Source organism: Meridianimarinicoccus zhengii (assembly GCF_003254465.1).
Classification (GTDB): Bacteria; Pseudomonadota; Alphaproteobacteria; order Rhodobacterales; family Rhodobacteraceae; genus Meridianimarinicoccus; species Meridianimarinicoccus zhengii.
In genome coordinates, this window is sequence record NZ_QDFI01000048.1 from 12,469 (window position 1) to 30,698 (window position 18,230).

General features: G+C 69.1%; 11 protein-coding genes. 4 read left to right on the forward strand and 7 right to left on the reverse strand.

The genetic code is table 11. The annotated features are described in order from the left end of the window. Window positions 1-91: 91 nt before the first annotated feature. The 3 genes from DDE13_RS14900 to DDE13_RS14910 form a co-directional block, all read right to left on the reverse strand. Window positions 92-964, reverse strand: coding sequence for a sulfotransferase (locus tag DDE13_RS14900; RefSeq protein ID WP_111405083.1), 873 nt, complete (start codon window positions 962-964; stop codon window positions 92-94). A 95-nt stretch (window positions 965-1,059) separates the two neighbouring features. Then, window positions 1,060-3,003 carry an acyltransferase family protein gene (locus DDE13_RS14905; RefSeq protein WP_111405084.1) on the reverse strand — a complete coding sequence of 648 codons (1,944 nt, stop codon included), beginning with the start codon at window positions 3,001-3,003 and terminating at the stop codon, window positions 1,060-1,062. A 57-nt stretch (window positions 3,004-3,060) separates the two neighbouring features. Beyond that, complete coding sequence (locus DDE13_RS14910) at window positions 3,061-3,948, reverse strand: capsular polysaccharide synthesis protein (protein WP_111405085.1); 888 nt, start codon at window positions 3,946-3,948, stop codon at window positions 3,061-3,063. A 272-nt stretch (window positions 3,949-4,220) separates the two neighbouring features. On the opposite strand from DDE13_RS14910, the gene DDE13_RS14915 reads away from it, so the two are divergent. Further along, window positions 4,221-5,411 (forward strand): acyltransferase family protein, encoded by a 1,191-nt coding sequence (locus tag DDE13_RS14915; protein WP_111405086.1) that lies wholly within the window; start codon window positions 4,221-4,223, stop codon window positions 5,409-5,411. On the opposite strand, the gene DDE13_RS14920 is transcribed toward DDE13_RS14915, so the two are convergent. Then, the gene (locus DDE13_RS14920; protein WP_162631035.1) at window positions 5,309-6,781 is read right to left on the reverse strand and encodes an O-antigen ligase family protein; all 1,473 of its coding nucleotides are present in this window, start codon (window positions 6,779-6,781) and stop codon (window positions 5,309-5,311) included. The genes DDE13_RS14915 and DDE13_RS14920 overlap by 103 nt on opposite strands. Window positions 6,782-7,180: 399 nt before the next feature. Here DDE13_RS14920 and DDE13_RS14925 point away from each other — a divergent pair, with 399 nt between their 5' ends. Further along, the gene (locus DDE13_RS14925) at window positions 7,181-10,846 is read left to right on the forward strand and encodes a LamG-like jellyroll fold domain-containing protein (RefSeq protein WP_111405088.1); all 3,666 of its coding nucleotides are present in this window, start codon (window positions 7,181-7,183) and stop codon (window positions 10,844-10,846) included. A gap of 12 nt (window positions 10,847-10,858) precedes the next feature. Here DDE13_RS14925 and DDE13_RS14930 read toward each other — a convergent pair whose 3' ends face one another. Continuing rightward, window positions 10,859-12,628, reverse strand: coding sequence for a NosD domain-containing protein (locus tag DDE13_RS14930; protein ID WP_162631036.1), 1,770 nt, complete (start codon window positions 12,626-12,628; stop codon window positions 10,859-10,861). Between the two features lie 480 nt (window positions 12,629-13,108). Here DDE13_RS14930 and DDE13_RS14935 point away from each other — a divergent pair, with 480 nt between their 5' ends. Both DDE13_RS14935 and DDE13_RS14940 read left to right on the forward strand, forming a co-directional pair. Next, entirely contained in the window at window positions 13,109-13,876 is a 768-nt protein-coding gene (locus tag DDE13_RS14935; RefSeq protein WP_111405090.1) for a sulfotransferase family 2 domain-containing protein, read from the forward strand. Window positions 13,877-13,948: 72 nt separating this feature from the next. Next, complete coding sequence (locus tag DDE13_RS14940) at window positions 13,949-15,097, forward strand: polysaccharide pyruvyl transferase family protein (protein ID WP_162631037.1); 1,149 nt, start codon at window positions 13,949-13,951, stop codon at window positions 15,095-15,097. 25 nt (window positions 15,098-15,122) lie between these two features. On the opposite strand, the gene DDE13_RS14945 is transcribed toward DDE13_RS14940, so the two are convergent. Beyond that, window positions 15,123-16,637: an oligosaccharide flippase family protein gene (locus tag DDE13_RS14945; protein WP_111405092.1), complete on the reverse strand. Its 1,515-nt coding sequence runs from the start codon at window positions 16,635-16,637 to the stop codon at window positions 15,123-15,125. Then, entirely contained in the window at window positions 16,630-18,054 is a 1,425-nt protein-coding gene (locus DDE13_RS14950; protein ID WP_111405093.1) for a mannose-1-phosphate guanylyltransferase/mannose-6-phosphate isomerase, read from the reverse strand. The genes DDE13_RS14945 and DDE13_RS14950 overlap by 8 nt, the downstream gene beginning before the upstream one ends. Window positions 18,055-18,230 lie beyond the last annotated feature (176 nt).

Below are 18,230 nucleotides of genomic sequence, written 5' to 3' on the forward strand. Positions count from 1 at the left end.
GTCTGTCCGTACCGTCCTGCCGGATATTCCACGGGGGAACAAGCCGGGTCCGGGCCGGGCGCGGCGACCGCGCGGACGCGCCGGAACGCCGTCACCCGTGCCGGCTGTCCTGCGGCGGGGCCTGCAGCACGGCGCCGAGATCCGCGGCCGCGGTCCAGCCAGGCAGGACCGTGCGCGCCACCGGCCCGGCCAGCGTCTCCAGCCGCGCCTCGAGATGGGCCCGCGGGATCCGGTCCAGCACGCCGAAGCGCTGCGCGTTGCGATAGGCGTGGGTGGTCGCGGGCGGCCGGTCGGGGTCGGGCACCTGCGCGAAGCGCGCGATCTCGGCGGCGCGGGCACCGATCGTTTCGGTCGGCACGACGAGCAGCCGGTCCGCCGGCACGCGGGCCTGCACCTCGGTCACGGAAAACGCCCAGTATTTCAGGTATCCCTCCACCGTATACAGCCCGTCTTCCCCGAGCGCGGCCTCGGGACCGTCGGCCGCGGCCTTCGCCCCGAAGCGGAAATCGCGGAAGCGGTGCCAGATCGGCGCGGCATCGGCACGCAGGCTGTCGTCGAGGAACGACCGCAGCCACAGCGCGGGGCTGCGCACGGTCAGCAGGTAGCGGCTGTCGGGAAACAGCGCCATGAGATCGTCGAGCAGGAAGATGTTCACGTGGGACGCGTCGATCTGCAGCCCCCGCCAGCGATCCCGGACCTTCAGGAAACGCCGCAGCGCGGGGCTGTTCGGACCCTCGTCGAGCAGCAGCCGGATGAGCCGGTCGACATCCATCTCGTGGGCCGAGGGCACGCGGTCCGCGAACATCTCGCCGATCGTGTGGGTGCCCGTCTTCGCCGCGCCGACGCCGAAGACCCGGCACGTGCGGTTCGGGCCGCGCACGAGATTGGCGATCCCGCGGCCGTTGTCCCGCACGGCCCGCTGCATGTGCACGCGCAGCGCCTTGATGGCCGGTCGCTTCGACATGTTTCTACCCCTTCTCGACAAACACGCAACACGCGCCCAGCTTGCAACAATCCCCCCCATGCGCAAGCGGCTTGCCGCCCGCGGGGATGGCCCGGTCACCGGTCAAGGGCATCGAGCCAGCCGGTCGCGACGACCCGGTCCGCGAAATGCGAAGCACCTTCCAGCGTGTAGTGATGGCCGTCATAGAACGCCTTGCGCCCGTCCGGGGTCGCAAGATCGCAGGTCTCGGCCTGCGCGTCGCAGATGAAATCCGACCGCGCCAGAACCGGGATGCCCGCCGCGGCGGCGATCGCGCGCAGGCGGGCGTTCAGGGGCGCCACCCGGTCCCGGTCGCGCATCTGCCAGCCAAGCGCGTTGAGCGCCGCGACATCCAGCCCGCCCCGGTCCCGCACATGCGCATCGAAGGGCGGGCGGCCGTGCAGCGGCCTGAATTCCTCCGTGTTCAGCAGGATCGCGACCTGCTTGCCCCGCGCGGCGATGGCGTCGATCAGCGCGGGCAGCTCGGCCAGCATGCCCGGCTGAAACCGGAACGACAGCACCACGACATCCGCCGCCGCGAAATTCGGCGCGGCGAACAGGTCGGGCAGCTGTCCCGCAAGCCCCCGGTCGTTCATCCCGTAGCGGGCAAAGGCGTGCCCCGGCAGCCGGTCGGCGGCCAGGTGCAGGACGTTGAACATGTCCTTGCTGTGCGAGTTGCCGACCAGCAGGATGTTGCGCGTGCCGGCATCGGGATCGAACCACCCCACATCGCGTTCGAAGGCGGAGGGCCAGGACGGGTTCGACCCCGCATGCCCCTGTGCCGCCGCCAGCGCGGCAAGCGGCCCCCAGGACGCATCCCGCAGGGCGGCGTTGTCGAACTCGTTCTCGCCGTAGATCGCGATCAGCCCCGGCAGGCGCGCGCGCAGCCCGTCGGTGGCCAGCATCACGGCCGCGAAGGCCACCACGGCCCCCGTGGCGGCCAGGCCCGACCAGGCCAGCCGGGGCAGCGGCACGGCGGCGCGGTCGCGGAAGGGCCGTTCGACAAGGCGGTAGCTGGCGGCGGCGAGCGCGAAGCTGAGCGCCAGCCAGGCCGCCATGTCCCACACGCCCGGTTCAGGGCGCAGGATGCGCCCGAAGGCGTAGACGGGATAATGCCACAGGTACAGCGAATAGGAGATCAGCCCGATCCCGACGAAGCCCCGGCTCGACAGCAGCCGCGTGACCGGCGCGCCCGGACGGGCGAACCCGATGACCAGCACCGTGCCCAGGACCGCGGGCACGGTGCCGATGCCCGGATGGTGCCAGCCCAGCGGCATGAACAGGATGCCGGCCGCGATCATCAGCAGTCCGAGCGCGGGCAGCGCGCCGGTGCCGGGCACCCGGTCGCGCCAGCCGGGCCGGGTCACCATGACATGGGCCAGAAGCACGCCCGCCAGCAGTTCCCACACGCGGCTGAACAGCCAGTAGAACGAGAACGGGAAATGCAGACGGGTCAGCATCTCGGCGAGGATCAGCCCCAGCACGATGCCGACGACGCCCGCCGGGACAAGCCACCGGCGCACGAACCGCAGCCCCAGCAGGAACAGCCCCGGAAAGACCAGGTAGAACTGTTCCTCGACCGCCAGCGACCATGTGTGCAGCAGCGGCTGGACCAGCCCGGACCGCGCGCCGTATTGCTGGCTTTCGAAGAACCAGTAGATGTTCGACACGAAAGCGATCGACGCGAGGCTGGAGCGGACGAACTCGATCATCGCGCTGGGGACGAGCACGAAGCTCGCGACGGCCGCGCTGGCGAAGATGACGGCGAACAGCGCGGGCAGCAGGCGCCGGGCGCGCCGTTCATAGAAATCCGCGATCGAGAACCGGCCCGTCCGGTCCAGCTCGGCATGGATGATGCGCGCGATCAGGAACCCCGAGATGACGAAGAAGACATCGACGCCCAGGAACCCGCCGGGCAGGACCGGCAGCCCGGCCACGGAAACCTTGAGGTGGTAGATCAGCACGGACACGACGGCGACGGTCCGGAGCCCGTCGATTTCAGGTCGGTAACGCAGGGACATGGGCGGTTCCTGGAACGGATGGGCACGGATCGGCGAAAGGCGGCTACCCCGCCGCGGTCACGGGACCGGGCCGGAAGCCGGGCCGGAAACCGGGGCGAGCGCGGGCAGCACCTCCTGCGCGCGGGCGATCTGCGCGTCGGACCAGTTCCAGCGCAGCTTCTGGAAGGGCACCGCGCCGCCGTCCAGCATGGCGCGCACGGCCCCCGCGTCGCGCCCGGTCTGCACGTGGTCATGCACGAGATGGGGGCCGAAACAGCCGATGCGCGGCACCGCCGCCGCCATCCGCCCGAACCGCCGCTCGGTCAGGGCCATGAAATCCCACATCAGGTGCGGCCAGTAATAGACATGGGGCGTGCGGCGGCCCTGCCAGTAGGCGCGCGCGCGCGCGTCCCAGGCGGAGATCACCGCGCCGCCCGGTTCCGAGGCGAGAAACCAGTTGGTGATCCGCCGCGGCACGTTGGGCCAGATGAACCAGCGGTCGGCGGGGGTCCAGGTGAAGGCGAAGAACCCGCCCTGCGCCAGCATCGGCAGCCAGTGATCGAGCGGGCGCAGGCAGAAGGTCGTGGCATCCACCCACACCCCGCCCTCGCGCGCCAGCAGCCGCAGGCGCAGCAGGTCGGCATAGGACTGCACGGGAATGTCGCCGGGGTCCATGGGCAGCCCGGCCAGCGCGGGCGCGCTGTCGCGGTCGAGCACGGTCAGATCCCAACCCGGGTTGTGCTGCCGCCAGGACGCGAGACAGGCGCGCACGACGGGCGGGGCCGCGGCCTCGCCCTGGTCCCAGTACGCCCAGATCCGGCGGGGGATGGCGCGCGGGGCAGACCCCGCGAACCCGTCGGGCCGCCGCCCGGTCAGCTTGCGCCACGCCCGCTGGCCATGGCTCAGGCCCTGCCGGATGCGCACGAACGCCGCGAAACCGGCGGTCCACAGGTTGGAGAACGGCACTCGAAAACTCCGGAAAACACGTCCACGGTCGCGCCACGCTACCCTGCGGCAGCCGCCTTGTCACCGGCGCAATCGCCCGCGGCGGCGCCAGCGTCATGTCCCCTTAACAGGATGCCGCATATGCAGTATGCCGCACGGCGTGTGTTGTCGAGAAAGGTGGTGTCCATGATCCATCCTGCCAGTTCCTGCGGACGGATCGCGCCGCGGCCCCGGGCTCCCGCCGGCACCGGACCCGGCAGCTCCGCCGCGGCGCGCCATGACGGGGCCCGCGGATGATCGTGGACAGGGTGCGCAAGGCCATGGCCCGCATGGGTTTCGGGGGTTTCGGGGGCGGGTCGCCCGGCGCGGCGGGGGCCCCGCCGCAGGGGCCCGGCCTGCCGCCCACGCAGATCCGCTCCCACCGCTCCGAGCTGCTCGACTGCATCCGGGCCGTGGCCATCACCATGGTGGTCGTCTACCACACGTCGATCGCCCATGGCACGGCCTTCGCGGACATGGACCCGATCCAGCAGTTCTTCCGCCTGCGCGGGATGCACGGGGTCGACATCTTCTTTCCGCTCTCGGGATACCTGATCGCGGTCTTCCTGATGACCAGCACGCGGCCGGATTTCATCCGAGTCTTCTTCCTGCGCCGGGTGTTCCGGATCGTGCCGCTCTACATGGTCGCCGTGACCATCGCCGCCGCGGGCATCCTGGCGACCGGGGTCGACCGGCATCTGCTCGACCGGATCTGGGTCGCCTACACGTTCCTGACCGCCTGGGTCGTCCATTTCGAGGGCCGCAACGTCGTGCCCTACGAGATCACCTGGTCCCTGTCGGTGGAGGAATTCGCCTATATCCTCTTCGGGCTGATGGCCTGGTGGCGGCGGTCATGGCTGCCCGCGTTCTTCCTGTTCACGACCGCGCTGGCGATCGCCATCAAGCTCGATCTCGCATCCCGGGGGGAGGGCTTCTATTTCCTGCCCCTCGCGCGGCTGGATTCCATCGCCATCGGCGGTCTGACGGCATGGCTGTTCGTGCGCGGGAAATACCCGCTGCTGGTGCTCGGGGGGGCCTTCGTCGCCAGCCAGGTCGTTTCCGCCCTGAGCCCGGTCGCCAGCATCGCGCTGACCTATACCGACGTGTCGCTCGCGGTCGGCTTCCTGATCGTCGTGTTCGAACGCTGGGGCCGCAACCTGCGTACCGCCGTGACCGGCAACGTGGCGGCCATCGGGTTCTATTCCTACTTCACCTACCTGTTCCACGTCTTCGTCATCGGCGGCCTCTATGTCGTGATCGAACGCAGCGGCTACGTGCCGCCGCCCTTCTGGATCATGGCCGTCGTGGTGCTCGCGGTGACCCATGCCGCCGCGGTCGTCTCCTACCGCGTGTTCGAGGGGCCGATGATGCGGTTCGGGCGGCGCTTCGAAACCCCCGCGAAGGCCTCCCGCTTCCCCGCGCCGGAAGCGCGCGACAGGACCTGACGGCGCGGCAGCGCGGCCGCGCCGCCGGGCTGGCCCGCGCCCGCGGGAAAGCGGGTATAGACCGGGGCGGATGGGCGCTGCACGGTCGCGGCGGCCACGGGCGTGTCGTCCTCCTGCGCGGTGAACAGGAACTGCCCCATGCCGAGCGCCATGAAGATCATGGACTGGACCTCGGCCCAGACGGCGACCGTGGTCATGGACAGCGTGAGCGCGGTCAGCGTGAAGCCATAGGCCAGCCGCACGTTGTAGAGATCGGACCCCTTGGTGAACCCGTTCCGCCCGGACCGCAGGATCGCGTAGAGAAACGCCGTGAACGGCAGCACGAACCCGAGCAAGCCATGGCTCACGGCCTGCTGCAGCCAGTAATTGTCCATGCTGCCCGTCATCCAGTGCGGCAGTTGCGGCAGCCGGTTGTAGCCGAACCCCAGGATCGGGGTCTTCATGATCTGGTCGACCCCGGCATTGTAGAGCAGCCCGCGGATATAGACGTTCCAGTTGCTGAACGCGAGTTTCTCGGACAGCGTGAAGATCGCGAATTTCGTCGTGTTCAGTTCGAGAATGACATAGACGATCACCACCCCCCACAGGAACATCCGCCACTGCTTCGGATGGCTTTCGAAGGTTATCGCGTAGAGGATCAGCGCGCCCATGAAGCCGACCGCCAGGACCGCGCCGCTCGACACCGAGGTGAAGGTCGCCAGCCCGATCAGGGACGCCACGACCGCGCGCCGGACGAAGCCGATATGGTTCGCGGTCGACATGAAATAGAGCGCGAAGGGGATCGAACAGGCGATGCCGTGATGGATCGGGTGGACGAACACGGTCTGCGCCCGCGCCAGCCCCAGGCGGCAGCAATACATCGACGGCCGGTAGGTGTCGATGAAGCCCAGGCCGGACAGCAGGTCCGTCACCAGCGGCTTCGCATGGGTGATGGATTCGTACAGCCCCAGCGGCAGCAGCAGCACGATCACGATCGCCGCCAGAAGCCGGCTCAGCGCCATGAAATCGGCCGTGCTGCGCACCGTGTAGCGCGCCGTCAGATATCCGCCGAGGATCGTCAGCCCGGTCGACGCGGTGAAGGTGACCAGCTGCGACGGGTGGTTCTTGCCGACGCTCATGGCCATCCAGACGAGATAGGCGATCAGCAGCCAGTCCCCGATGAGCTTCGGCCCCATCCCGCCGCGCAGCCAGATGATCCCGAGCACGGGCACCGTGAAGACATAGAGCGTCCGCATCGGCGTCATGAACAGGGAGCCGATGTCCCAGCTGACCGGCAGCAGGAACGCCACGACGGTGACCAGCATGAGCGGGTGCACCCGGCCCGCCGGGACGGTGGACGCGCCCTGCTGGCGTATTGCGGTGTTGCCCATCTTTCGGTCCTCTGGAAACGGCGGGCTGGTGATCCGGCACCGCCCGATCCGGCACATGTCCGCGGCGCTGCGCTACACGGTATCCATATCCCGCGCCGCGGTGTCTATACCATTACGCGGACCCGTTGCACGGGTCCATCGCACGCCCGTCACGCGCGCGTGTGCGCCCGGCGGACCGGACGCATGGACAGCCCCGGCGGACATCGCGGATCCGAAGGCCGGTCAAGGCCCCAACGGCCCGTGCGGCCCGTGCGGCCGAAGGCGGCATTTTAATCATTTTGCACATACCCCCGAATTCCGACACACCTCTTCTCGAATTGTCTTTTGAATTCCGGGGGCCGTGGACCTAAAAGCCGAATCCATGGCAAATTGACCCTCCCCCAGCGCGAAGGCAAGATCATGGATTACGCCAAGGTTACCGGATCCCCTTACGAGATCGCTCCCGTCGCGGAAGGATCGCCCACGATCACCGTGACCAGCAACGCCGAGTATGTCGACGCCGTCGCCGCGCTCAAGACGACGGGCGGCACGATCCTGGTGGACACGTCGGGCGGGGCGTTCCGGCTCGATCTCGACCGCACCTATGCCAAGGAACAGATCGTCGTGACCTCGGCCGACCCGGACAACCCGGCCGAGATCAGCGGCATGAACCTGGTCAAGTCCCAGAACCTGACCTTCACCGGCCTGTCCTTCGTGACCGGCGATCCGCTGAACGAGTTCGGGCACGCGGTCTACCTGAGCAACACGACCGGCATCTCGCTGGTGGGCAACACCGTCACGGGCACGGCCACGGGCCGGCTCGCCGTCGACGACATGGATGCGGGCGGCGGCGGGATCTACATGAACAACGCGGTGGATACCGTGATCGCCGACAACGGGCTGACCGGCCTGTCCATGGGTGTCAGCGTGAACCGCAGCACGGACACCGTGATCCAGGGCAACGTGATGACCCGGATCCAGCTCGACGTGATGCGGATCGTGTCCAGCGACAACACGACGATCGACCGCAACGTCGTGGATGACCTCTACGGCTCCACCTATGACGAGAACCACGACGACATCCTGCAGTACTGGCATGCGAACGCCACCGACACGGTCGACAACCTGACCATCACGAACAACTACTTCAACGCGGGCGACGCGGCCTACCAGGGGATCTTCGGCGGCGGCGGGATGTACGACACGACCCCCGCCACGGGGCTGGTGATCGACAACAATCTCGTCATCACCGGCAGCACGATCCACGGCATCACCGCGACCAATTTCACGAACGCGCAGATCACCAACAACACCGTGCTCGTCAACGACGACGCGCTGTTCTACCGGACCGCGGAGTCCACCGGCACATCCGGCAGCCAGCCCATGATCAACCTCAAGCAGCTCACGAACGTGGAGGTGACAGGCAATGTCGGGCTCGTGGTGGAATCCTATCCCGAACGGGACGAGCTGACCGGCACGGTCGTGATCGAGAACAACATCCAGATCGACTACCAGGATCCGGGCTCCCCGAATTACGTGGACAGGATGTTCGTGAATGCCGGCACGGGCGGGGAAAAGGACCTGCGCGACTTCCAGGCGATCGACGGATCGGCGGCGGACGGGGTCGGATCCGGCCTGACGGATATCGACGATCTCGGCCTGCTCAGCATGTCGGTCGCGGAATCCGCGACCCTGACGCAGGTGTTCGACTTCGGCGTCCACGCGCCGCAGGACGGGGTCTCGTATGTCTGGACCACCGATGACGGGCGCATCTTCGAAGGCACCGCGGTGTCGATCTGCTTCGCCGAGGACGGGCCGCGCGACGTGACGCTGTCGGCGCTCCATGCCGACGGCACGGCCGAGACGGTGACCCGCAGCGTGACCGCCGAAAGCCCCGTGCTGTTCGATTTCGATCCGGCCGCCGGCCTTCCCGAACGCGATCCGAATTTCCGGAACGACGTCTACATGACGGGCGGCGATCCCGAGATCGCCCTGTCGGCGGACGGCACGCGCACGGCCCTGTCGGTCGATCCCTACGACCAGTTCGGGGTCAACCGCCTGCAACCGGCCTTCCGGGCGCTGGAGGCGTTCTCCATCCAGCTCGAATTCCGCCAGGACACGCCCGAGGCGGGCGGCATCCTGCTGCACAAGCGCGGCGTGCTGCGGGTGACGGCCAACGCGGACGGGTCGCTCTACGTGTCGATGAACGGGCCCGAGAACAAGGAAACGATGACGACGGAACCGGGCGTGCTGTCGGACACGGGCTGGCACACGGTGACCCTGTCCTATGACGGCTGCGCGGGCGGGACCGGCCTGACCGTGCGGCTCGACGACGTGGCGGTGGGCGTGCTGGACGTGACGGGGCTCGTCGACATGGGCGATTACCCGATCGTGTCCGGGGCCTGGGCACCGGGCCATCCCGGCATCGACGGCGAGATCGCGGGGCTGCGCATCCTGAACGTGCCCACGGAATCCGACGCCGAGATGGCGGATCCGCTGGCCGGCGTGCCCGCGGAGATGATGACCGGCCTCGAGATGCCGACGGACGCCCCCGCGCCCGCCGACGTACCGTCGCTGCTGGTCGCCTCGGAGATGGCCGAGGCGCTGGTGGCCCATCTCGATGTCGACACGCTCGGCTTCGACGCGCTCGACGACCTGACCTTCGCGGAATCCGCCGACGGCCAGGCGCTCGCCTTCGACGGCAGCGCCCGCACCAGCTTCGCGCTGCCCGACATGGCCGACCTCCAAGGCAGCGACAGCTTCACCCTGGCGCTCAGCCTCGCCATCGACGACGCGGGCCAGGCGGGGCGCGTGTTCTACGCCCCCGGCTTCATGAGCATGTCGGTGAACCCCTCCGGCACCCTGACCTGGGGCGCCACGATGCAGGATGCCGACGGCGCGCAGCTGCGCTACAACGGATCGCTCGGCGCCGAGGCCTCCGCCGTCCTCAACGACGGCGAGGTCCACCGGCTGGTGCTGAGCTATGCCGATGACGGCACCGGCCTGTCCGTCTGGCTTGACGGCGAGCTGGTGAAACAGCTCGAGATGACGGGCAGTGTCGGCAATTTCGGCCAGACCATGCTGGGCGACAGCTGGAAGGCGACCTTCGGCGGGCGCGTCGCCGATGTCGCCGTGTTCGACGATGCCGCCGACGCCGACAGCATCGCCGAGGATTTCGCCGCCTTCGCGGGGGCGGCCATGCCGGCCCTGCCGCCCGCCGACGTGCCGTCGCTGCTGGTCGCCTCGGAGATGGCCGAGGCGCTGGTGGCCCATCTCGATGTCGACACGCTCGGCTTCGACGCGCTCGACGACCTGACCTTCGCGGAATCCGCCGACGGCCAGGCGCTCGCCTTCGACGGCAGCGCCCGCACCAGCTTCGCGCTGCCCGACATGGCCGACCTCCAAGGCAGCGACAGCTTCACCCTGGCGCTCAGCCTCGCCATCGACGACGCGGGCCAGGCGGGGCGCGTGTTCTACGCCCCCGGCTTCATGAGCATGTCGGTGAACCCCTCCGGCACCCTGACCTGGGGCGCCACGATGCAGGATGCCGACGGCGCGCAGCTGCGCTACAACGGATCGCTCGGCGCCGAGGCCTCCGCCGTCCTCAACGACGGCGAGGTCCACCGGCTGGTGCTGAGCTATGCCGATGACGGCACCGGCCTGTCCGTCTGGCTTGACGGCGAGCTGGTGAAACAGCTCGAGATGACGGGCAGTGTCGGCAATTTCGGCCAGACCATGCTGGGCGACAGCTGGAAGGCGACCTTCGGCGGGCGCGTCGCCGATGTCGCCGTGTTCGACGATGCCGCCGACGCCGACAGCATCGCCGAGGATTTCGCCGCCTTCGCGGGGGGCAGCGGCATCGCCGACCCCGATCTCGCCACGATCGACCTCGCGCTCGACGATGCCGGGGGGGACCTGTCGGACGGTCTCGACGAAGCCGCCTACGTGGCGGATTCCGTCCAGGACACGTCCGGCGCGCCCCTGCCCGAAGCGGACGCGCCGGATCCCGACGACCTGCCGCTCGAGGATGCCGATGTCGACCTGGTCGAGGTCGACACCTACCAGGACGACGGGACGCTCATCTGACGTCCCGCCCGGTCACGCGATCCAGTCCAGCGCGTCGAGCGCGGCCATCGTGGCCAGCTCGATCTGCTGGTCCGGCCGGTCCGCCACATGCAGCAGAAGCCCCGCGCCGGTGTCGCGGGGCACGACCCGCAGATGGCCGTCGGCGATCAGCACGTCCAGGTCGTCCCAGCTCTGGGCGAAGTGGTTGCCGCCCGGCGTCAGCAGCTTGAGATAATCGCTCCCGGCCCAGTCGAGATCGAGAACGACATGGCGGGCGGCGCTGTCCGGGTTGCGGAAATCGAAGGCGAACTTGTCCCCGCTGTCGCCGCCGAACATGATCGTGTCCGTTCCGCGCCCGCGCAGCCAGTCATGCCCGTCATTGCCGACGAGCAGCGTGGGAACGCCGCCCGGATCGAGAACGCTTCCCGCGGGATCGGCGGTCCTTTCCAGCCAGCCCGCGTCGCGGGCCGCCTTGATGATGGCCGCGGGACCGGCCTGGCCGTCGTCCAGCGGCGCATCCGGCGCATCGTCCAGCGACCCGTCCTGCCGGGGCCCATCATCCGCCGGCCCGTCATCCACTGGCCCATCGTCCACTGGCCCGTCCGGCTGCGGGTCGGGCACGACATCCACATCCACCGCCACGCGATCGGGATCCGCCCCGCCATGTTCCCACGTGCCCGCCTCGATCCGTTCGAACACCTTGCGCCAGAAGAGCGGGCTGGACGGCGTGTAGGACAGGATGATGTTGTCCGTCAGGGTGACATCGGTGCTGTCGTCGATCTTCATGTCCCGCAGGTTCGACAGCGGCAGCAGGGTGTTGCCCGCGATCTCGACATCGGTGTTGCGGACGCTCCAGATCGCGGGCCGGTCCACCTGGTCGGGCATGTCGGGCAGGTCGGCCTGCGGCAGCAGCACGTTCTCGCGGATCCGCACGCCCGTCACGTCGGTGATGGAGATCCCGTGCGCCTGCCCGTTGATGATCGTGTTGCCCTCGATGGTGAAATTCGTCAGCGTCGCGTCCGGGCCCGCGTTGCGGCCATGGCCGAAGATCGTCTGCGTCTCGCGGTCGCCCGCATCCTGGCGGAACAGGTTGTTGCGGATCGTCAGGTCATGGACGCCGAAATCCGACTGCGTCGCCCAGAACTGGATCATGTCGGCATGGTCGATGTTCGACTTCTTGCCCGTGAGCCAGGGCGTGAAGTTGCGGAACACGTTGTCCTCGATCAGCAGGTTGCGGGCGTCGTTGATGTTGATGCCCTCGCGGACCGCGTGGATCTCGGTGTCGCGGACCGTCGTGTCGTGGACCCCGGACAGGCTGATCCCGAGCCGCAGGTCCGTCAACTCGACCCCGGTGATCGTCACGCCGGTGCTGCCGTTCACGTTCAGGCCGGTATCCTGGCCGTAGCCCGCGATCGGGTCGAGCCGCCGGGTCGAGTCCGCGAACGGGTCCTGGCCCTCGTCGGCGCTGGCGATATGGCCCGCGATCGTCACGTCCGTGATGGTCACGTCCGCGCTGTCCTTGACCTTGAGCCGCGGATAGTTGCCGTGGGTGGCGATCTGGGCCGCGCGCAGGTCCAGCGCCTCGACCGTCACGCCGCTCACGTCCTCCAGGATCAGCCGGTCGGTGAAGACCGCCCGGTCATCCGCCACCGCCGACGTGATCGTCACCCCGGTGACGAAGTCGCGATCGGTCAGTTCCGCGCGTGCATAATTGCCCGGGGTCAGTTCGATCGTGCCGCCATCGGGGATCGTGGCAAAGGCCCTTTCCAGATCCGCGACGGTCGAGATGGTCCATGGGGTCATGGCGTGACTGCTCCTGTCATGGCGAGGTCCGTCCGCGGCGACCGGAACGGCGCCGACCATGAGCCATGCGAGAACGGTCGCAAGAGTAACACACCGGAACCACACGATCCCCGCGACGCGGGCCTTGTTGCGATGCCGCTCCGGCACCATGCTTTTCTTACGGGGGGGATGCAGCATTTATTCCTCTGGTTGCAAGCTTTCTCACGGCGGCCGCCCGCGCGGGCAGCGGTTTTCCGCACAGGCACCGGACCGGGCCGATCCTAGCAGATCCTGCCCCGGCCCACGACCGGCCCACGACCGAACCGGACCGAACCGGCGCAGGATGCGGCGATACCGGCCATTCGCAGGCACGGTTTTTCGGAAAATGCGTGGAAGATATCGCACCGGCATGAAGATGCGGGTATGGAAGACGCGGTACATGTCCGGTGCGCCGATTTGCGGTGTCGCGCGCGCGGGGGCCGTAACGTGGAGGTATGACCGATGCCCATTTTCCGGGCAAACGAGAAGCTGGTGCTCTATGCCCATGTGCCCAAATGCGGCGGGTCCGCCGTGTCGTGGTACCTGTCGGAACGCTTCGGACCCATCGCCTTCAACGACACGTGGCACACCCGGCACGATCCGGGCAGCCTGTGGTCGCGGACATCGCCGCAGCATGTCGACCGCGCCAGCCTCGCGCGGCTGTTTCCGGGCGGGTTCTTCGACGCGACCTTCACCATCGTGCGCCACCCGGTGGCCCGGCTGGTCAGCGCCTTCCATTTCCAGCTCGAGGTCGAACGACGCGTGCCGCCCGATACCGTCTTCGGCGAATGGCTGGAGGACATCGCCGAGCGGCAGGCCGAGGATCCGTTCATCTTCGACAACCATGTCCGGCCCATGGACGACATCGTGCCCGACGGCGCGCAGGTGTTCCACATGGAACACGGGCTCGACGCGCTGGTGCCCTGGTTCGACGCGCTGACCGGCGACCGGAACGGGCCGCGCGCCCTGCCGCGGATCAACGCGCGGGGCAACTACACCAAGGTGCGAAGCGCCGAAACCGTCCCGACCCAGCGGGATCTCGACCATATCGCCCGGCATTACGCGCGCGATTTCGACCGCTTCGGCTATGTCCCCGACCGCAAGGCGCCGGACGCCCCGCCCCCCGTGCTCAGCCCCGCCCAGCAGGCCGAGCGCGACGCCGCGCTGCGGCGCATGAACAGCCGCATGGGCCAGTTCGCGCGCAAGCTGCGCCGCCGGCTGCGCGCGTGACGTGACCCCGGCCCCCGCCTCCGCCATGCGCGGGGGACCTTACGCCTTCAGGAAAGATCAGGGAACATGGGCATGTCCAGGCTTCGTCCGAAGATCGCCGTCATCTGCGCCTACAACCCCGCCAACGCGGGCATGTACAGCGTCGATCTTGCCGCCAGCGCCTACCTGTCCGGCCGGGATTGCGATTTCGACCTTTTCGTCGCGCATTTCCGGTGCGACCGCGCCGCGCGCATCGCCAACCGGCTGCGGCTCTACCGGCTGACCCGGCCGCAGACCACGGCGCACGGGATGCGCTACCGGCTCTATTTCGACCCGGCGCAGCTGTCGGAATACAGCCACGTGGTCTTCTGGGGCGATTTCACCAACAACCCGGTCTATGGCGACCGGGACTTCACCAACTGGGACAGGCGCTACACCTATTCCCGGTCGCGGCCCGCGGCCATGGCGCGGTGGAAGACGCTCTATGCGCTGACGGGCGGCAAGCCCGCCGCCCGGGTGGTGTCGGCGGGGCAGAACTTCCAGAACGACTACCACGCCTACGGGCAGGATTTCGGCGATGTCTTCGCGTCGCTGGGGGCGCATTTCGACCATATCCTGCCGCGCGATCCCCATTCGCTGACCAACCTGTCGGGGATGCTGGGGGCGGATGCCCATGCAAGGGTGGAACAGGGGATCGACTGCGCCTTCCTGCTGGGCAGCGACGCGGCGCCCGCCGACACCGGGACGTTCTGCTACCATTTCGCCCGCTCGGGGTTCGAGGACGTGGACGGGCTGGTGCGCGCGGTGCAGGCGGCGACGGGGCTGCGGCCCGTGCATCTGGCAGAGTGGTTCCGCCTGCCCGACGCCACCGCGGATGCCGCCTTCACGCGCATGCGGCAGGAGATGCTGGGCGCCCGCTTCGTGCTGACCGACACCTACCATGTCTGCGTGAACGCGCTGACGCTCGGCGTGCCGACCTACTGCGTCGGGCGCGCGGCGGCGGGGCAGGTGGGCACGCTGGGCGATTTCAAGAAGAAGGTGCTGTTCGACATGATGGGGGCGCAAGCGTTCCATTTCGCCCATGACCCGGAGACGACCGAGGCCGCGTTCTTCGACCACGTGACGCAGGCGATCGGCGCGGGCACGCATCTTGCGGCGGATGTCTTCGGCCCGGTGCGCGACACGGTCCGGCAGCGCACGGCGGATTTCCGGGCCCGGCTAGACGCGATCCTGTTCGACTGATCCGCGGGGGCGCGGGCCCTGCCGCTCAGCCCCGCCCCAGCACGTTGCGCAGCACCCGCAGCACGTCGCCGCGCAGCGCGGGCGAGAGCGCGATGCGCAGCGCGTAGACCAGCCCGACCGCCGCGCCGAGAACGGCGAGCTGCACGATGGCCGGCTGGCCCGCCAGCCGCGGCATCAGCCCGAAGGCCAGCCCCCCCGCCAGCCCCAGCGCCAGCAGGATGTCGGTCCCGCTGCCCGCCATGAAGGTTCGCAGCGTGACCGGCGTCGTGCGCCCCGCGACGGCCACCATCAGCGGCAGCGTCACCACCAGTTCGCACAGCGTGTAGGCGATGGTCATCGTCAGCACCCCGCCCAGCTGCGCGCCGGTCACCATGACCAGCGCCAGCAGCACCATCCGGGCGACGTTGAAGCCGAACAGCGCCCCGGTCCGCCCGCAGGCCACCAGCGCGTTCTGCAGGCCGGTGCTGCCGCCCTGGCGAAAGGTGAACAGCGACAGCCAGAACAGCAGCGGCGCCGCCTCGGACCAGTCCTGCCCCATCAGCAGGTCCACCAGCGGCGCGGATCCGGCGGCCACGAACACCGCCACGGGCAGGATCGCCAGGTTGGACCGGCTCACCAGCCGCACGAACATGGTCCGGAACCCGTCCGCGTCGTCCTGCAGCCGGCTCAGGGTGGAGGTGAACACCCCGCTCAGCGGATCGGTGACGCGATGGGGCGCCAGCACCGCGATGTTCCTGGCCCGGTAGAACAGGCCCGCCGCCGCCGATGCGAACAGCGCCCCCGCGATCACCGTGCCCATGTAGCCGGTCAGCCGCGCCACGATCGACGCCGCGGCGAGATATCCGCCGAAGCGCAGCGATTGCAGCGCGTCGCCGAGGCGCACATGCTGCGGCCCCGATGGCAGCCAGCGGCACCGCACGGCCATGAACACGGTCCGCAACAGCGGCGTGACCAGATGCTGCAGCACCAGCGCCCAGTAGCTCAGCCCGTTCAGCGCCCCGGCGATGGCCACGGCCAGCCCGAGGATCTCGGCGGCGAGGGTCAGGAACTCGGTCTCGCGTATCCGCAGCCGGCGGCGCAGGATGGAAATGTACTGCCCCGACGTGGCCGAGAACAGCAGGCTCAGGCTGATCACCTGCAGCACGGGCATCACCCGGTCGTCGCCGTACCAGGCCGACATCGGCCCGGCGAAGGCATAAAGCAGCCCCGCGATCAGCGCCGCCAGCCCGAGATTGAGCCAGAACAGGGCGCTGACATGCAGATGGGTGATGGTGCGGTGCTGCACGATCGCCTGGGGCAGGCCGAGGTTCGACAGCGCCATGCCGATCGTCACCGCCGGCAGGGCCATGGCGTAGATGCCGTAATCCGCGGGCGGGATCAGCCGGGCGATGATCGCGATGGACCCGATCTGCAGCACGCCGCGCAGCACGCCGACGCCGAGTGCGACCACCGAGGCCCGCCCCGCCCGGCGGCCCAGACCCTTTTCCATCCCGGCGATGTCGAAGATCCCGTCGCGCGGGTCCGTGCGGTCGTCACGCACGATTGTAGATATCCTCGTAGCGCAGGATGTCGTCCTCGCCCAGATAGGCGCCGGTCTGCACCTCGATCAGGTGCAGGTCCACCTTGCCGGGGTTTTCCAGCCGGTGCACGGCCCCGAGCGGGATGTAGACCGACTGGTTCTCGGTCACGAGCGTGACCTTGTCGTCCACCGTCACCGTGGCGGTGCCCTTGACGACGATCCAGTGTTCCGACCGGTGGTGATGGCTTTGCAGCGACAGCTTGCGCCCCGGCGGCACCATGATCTGCTTGACCTGGAAGCGGTCGTCCAGCGCCAGCGTCTCGTACCAGCCCCAGGGCCGGTAGGTGCGCGGCAGGGTTTCCGCCTCGCGCACGCCGTCCGCCTTCATCCGCGCCACCGCGGCCTTGACCGCCTGCAGGTCGGTCATGTCGGCCACGAGCACCGCGTCGCGCATGGCGATGGCGGCGATGCCGCGCAGGTTCACGCCCACCAGCCGCGGCCCGTCCTCTTCCGACCGCAGGAGCGTGTCCGTGCAGCCGATCTGCGTGACCTCGCCCGCCTGCGCCACGCCGTCCGTGTCCGGTCCCATCTCGCGCCAGACCGCGTCCCAGGCCCCGAGATCCGACCAGCCGCAATCCACCGGCACGGCGGCGACGCGGCCCGCGCGTTCCATGATCGCGTAATCGATGCTGTCCTCGGGCACGCCGGCCCAAGGCTCCGCATCGAGCCGCAGGAACCCCAGGTCGGACCGCGCCCCGGCCACCGCCGCGCGGCAGGGCGCCACCATGTCCGGCGCGTGGGTTTCGAACGCCTCGACGATGTTTCGCACGCGAAACAGGAAGATCCCCGCGTTCCACAGGAACCGCCCCTCGGCCAGCATCGCGGCGGCGGCATCGGCATCGGGCTTTTCCACGAAGCGCGTCACCGGGGCGGCGGCATGGGCGGCGCAGGCGGCGGCATCGGCGAGTTCCAGGTAGCCATAGCCCGTCTCGGCCCGGTCGGGGCGGATGCCGAAGGTCACGAGCGCGCCGTCCCGCGCCGCCTGCGCGCCGGCCTGCACGGCGGCGAGGAAGGCGGGGACATCGCGGATCACGTGATCCGAGGGCGCCACCAGCATCAGATCGTCCCCCGCGCCCTGCACCTCGAGATGCAGGGCCGCGGCCAGCACCGCGGGCGCGGTATTGCGCGGCGTGGGTTCCAGCATCACGGTCGCCCTGTCGATGCCGAGATCGCCCAGCTGTTCCAGCGCCATGAAGCGGAAATCCGCGGCCGACAGCACCAGCGGGGCGGCGAACCCGTCGCCCGTGAAGCGCCGCGCGCAGGCCTGGAACAGGCTTTCATCGCCCAGCAGCCGGGTGAACTGCTTCGGGAAATCCTTGCGCGAGAGCGGCCAGAGCCGGGTCCCCGACCCGCCGCAGAGAATGACAGGATGGATCATCGGGGGCCGCCTTTCACCGAAAACACACGCACGCATTGCGACTTACTGCATAACCGCGACCCTGTTAAGGGCACATGATCGCGGAAGGTTGGGCGCGCGATCACGCCGCCCCGGACGGATGGCCGAAGGCCAGCGCCGCCGCCGCGGGCGACAGCCGCGCGCGCACGCCGGCGGGC

Coding starts and splice junctions, on each gene's coding strand:
- DDE13_RS14900 (WP_111405083.1), bottom strand. CDS start 964: ATGTCGAAGCGACCGGCCATCAAGGCGCTGCGCGTGCACATGCAGCGG.
- DDE13_RS14905 (WP_111405084.1), bottom strand. CDS start 3,003: ATGTCCCTGCGTTACCGACCTGAAATCGACGGGCTCCGGACCGTCGCC.
- DDE13_RS14915 (WP_111405086.1), top strand. CDS start 4,221: ATGATCGTGGACAGGGTGCGCAAGGCCATGGCCCGCATGGGTTTCGGG.
- DDE13_RS14920 (WP_162631035.1), bottom strand. CDS start 6,781: ATGGGCAACACCGCAATACGCCAGCAGGGCGCGTCCACCGTCCCGGCG.
- DDE13_RS14925 (WP_111405088.1), top strand. CDS start 7,181: ATGGATTACGCCAAGGTTACCGGATCCCCTTACGAGATCGCTCCCGTC.
- DDE13_RS14930 (WP_162631036.1), bottom strand. CDS start 12,628: ATGACCCCATGGACCATCTCGACCGTCGCGGATCTGGAAAGGGCCTTT.
- DDE13_RS14935 (WP_111405090.1), top strand. CDS start 13,109: ATGCCCATTTTCCGGGCAAACGAGAAGCTGGTGCTCTATGCCCATGTG.
- DDE13_RS14940 (WP_162631037.1), top strand. CDS start 13,949: ATGTCCAGGCTTCGTCCGAAGATCGCCGTCATCTGCGCCTACAACCCC.
- DDE13_RS14950 (WP_111405093.1), bottom strand. CDS start 18,054: ATGATCCATCCTGTCATTCTCTGCGGCGGGTCGGGGACCCGGCTCTGG.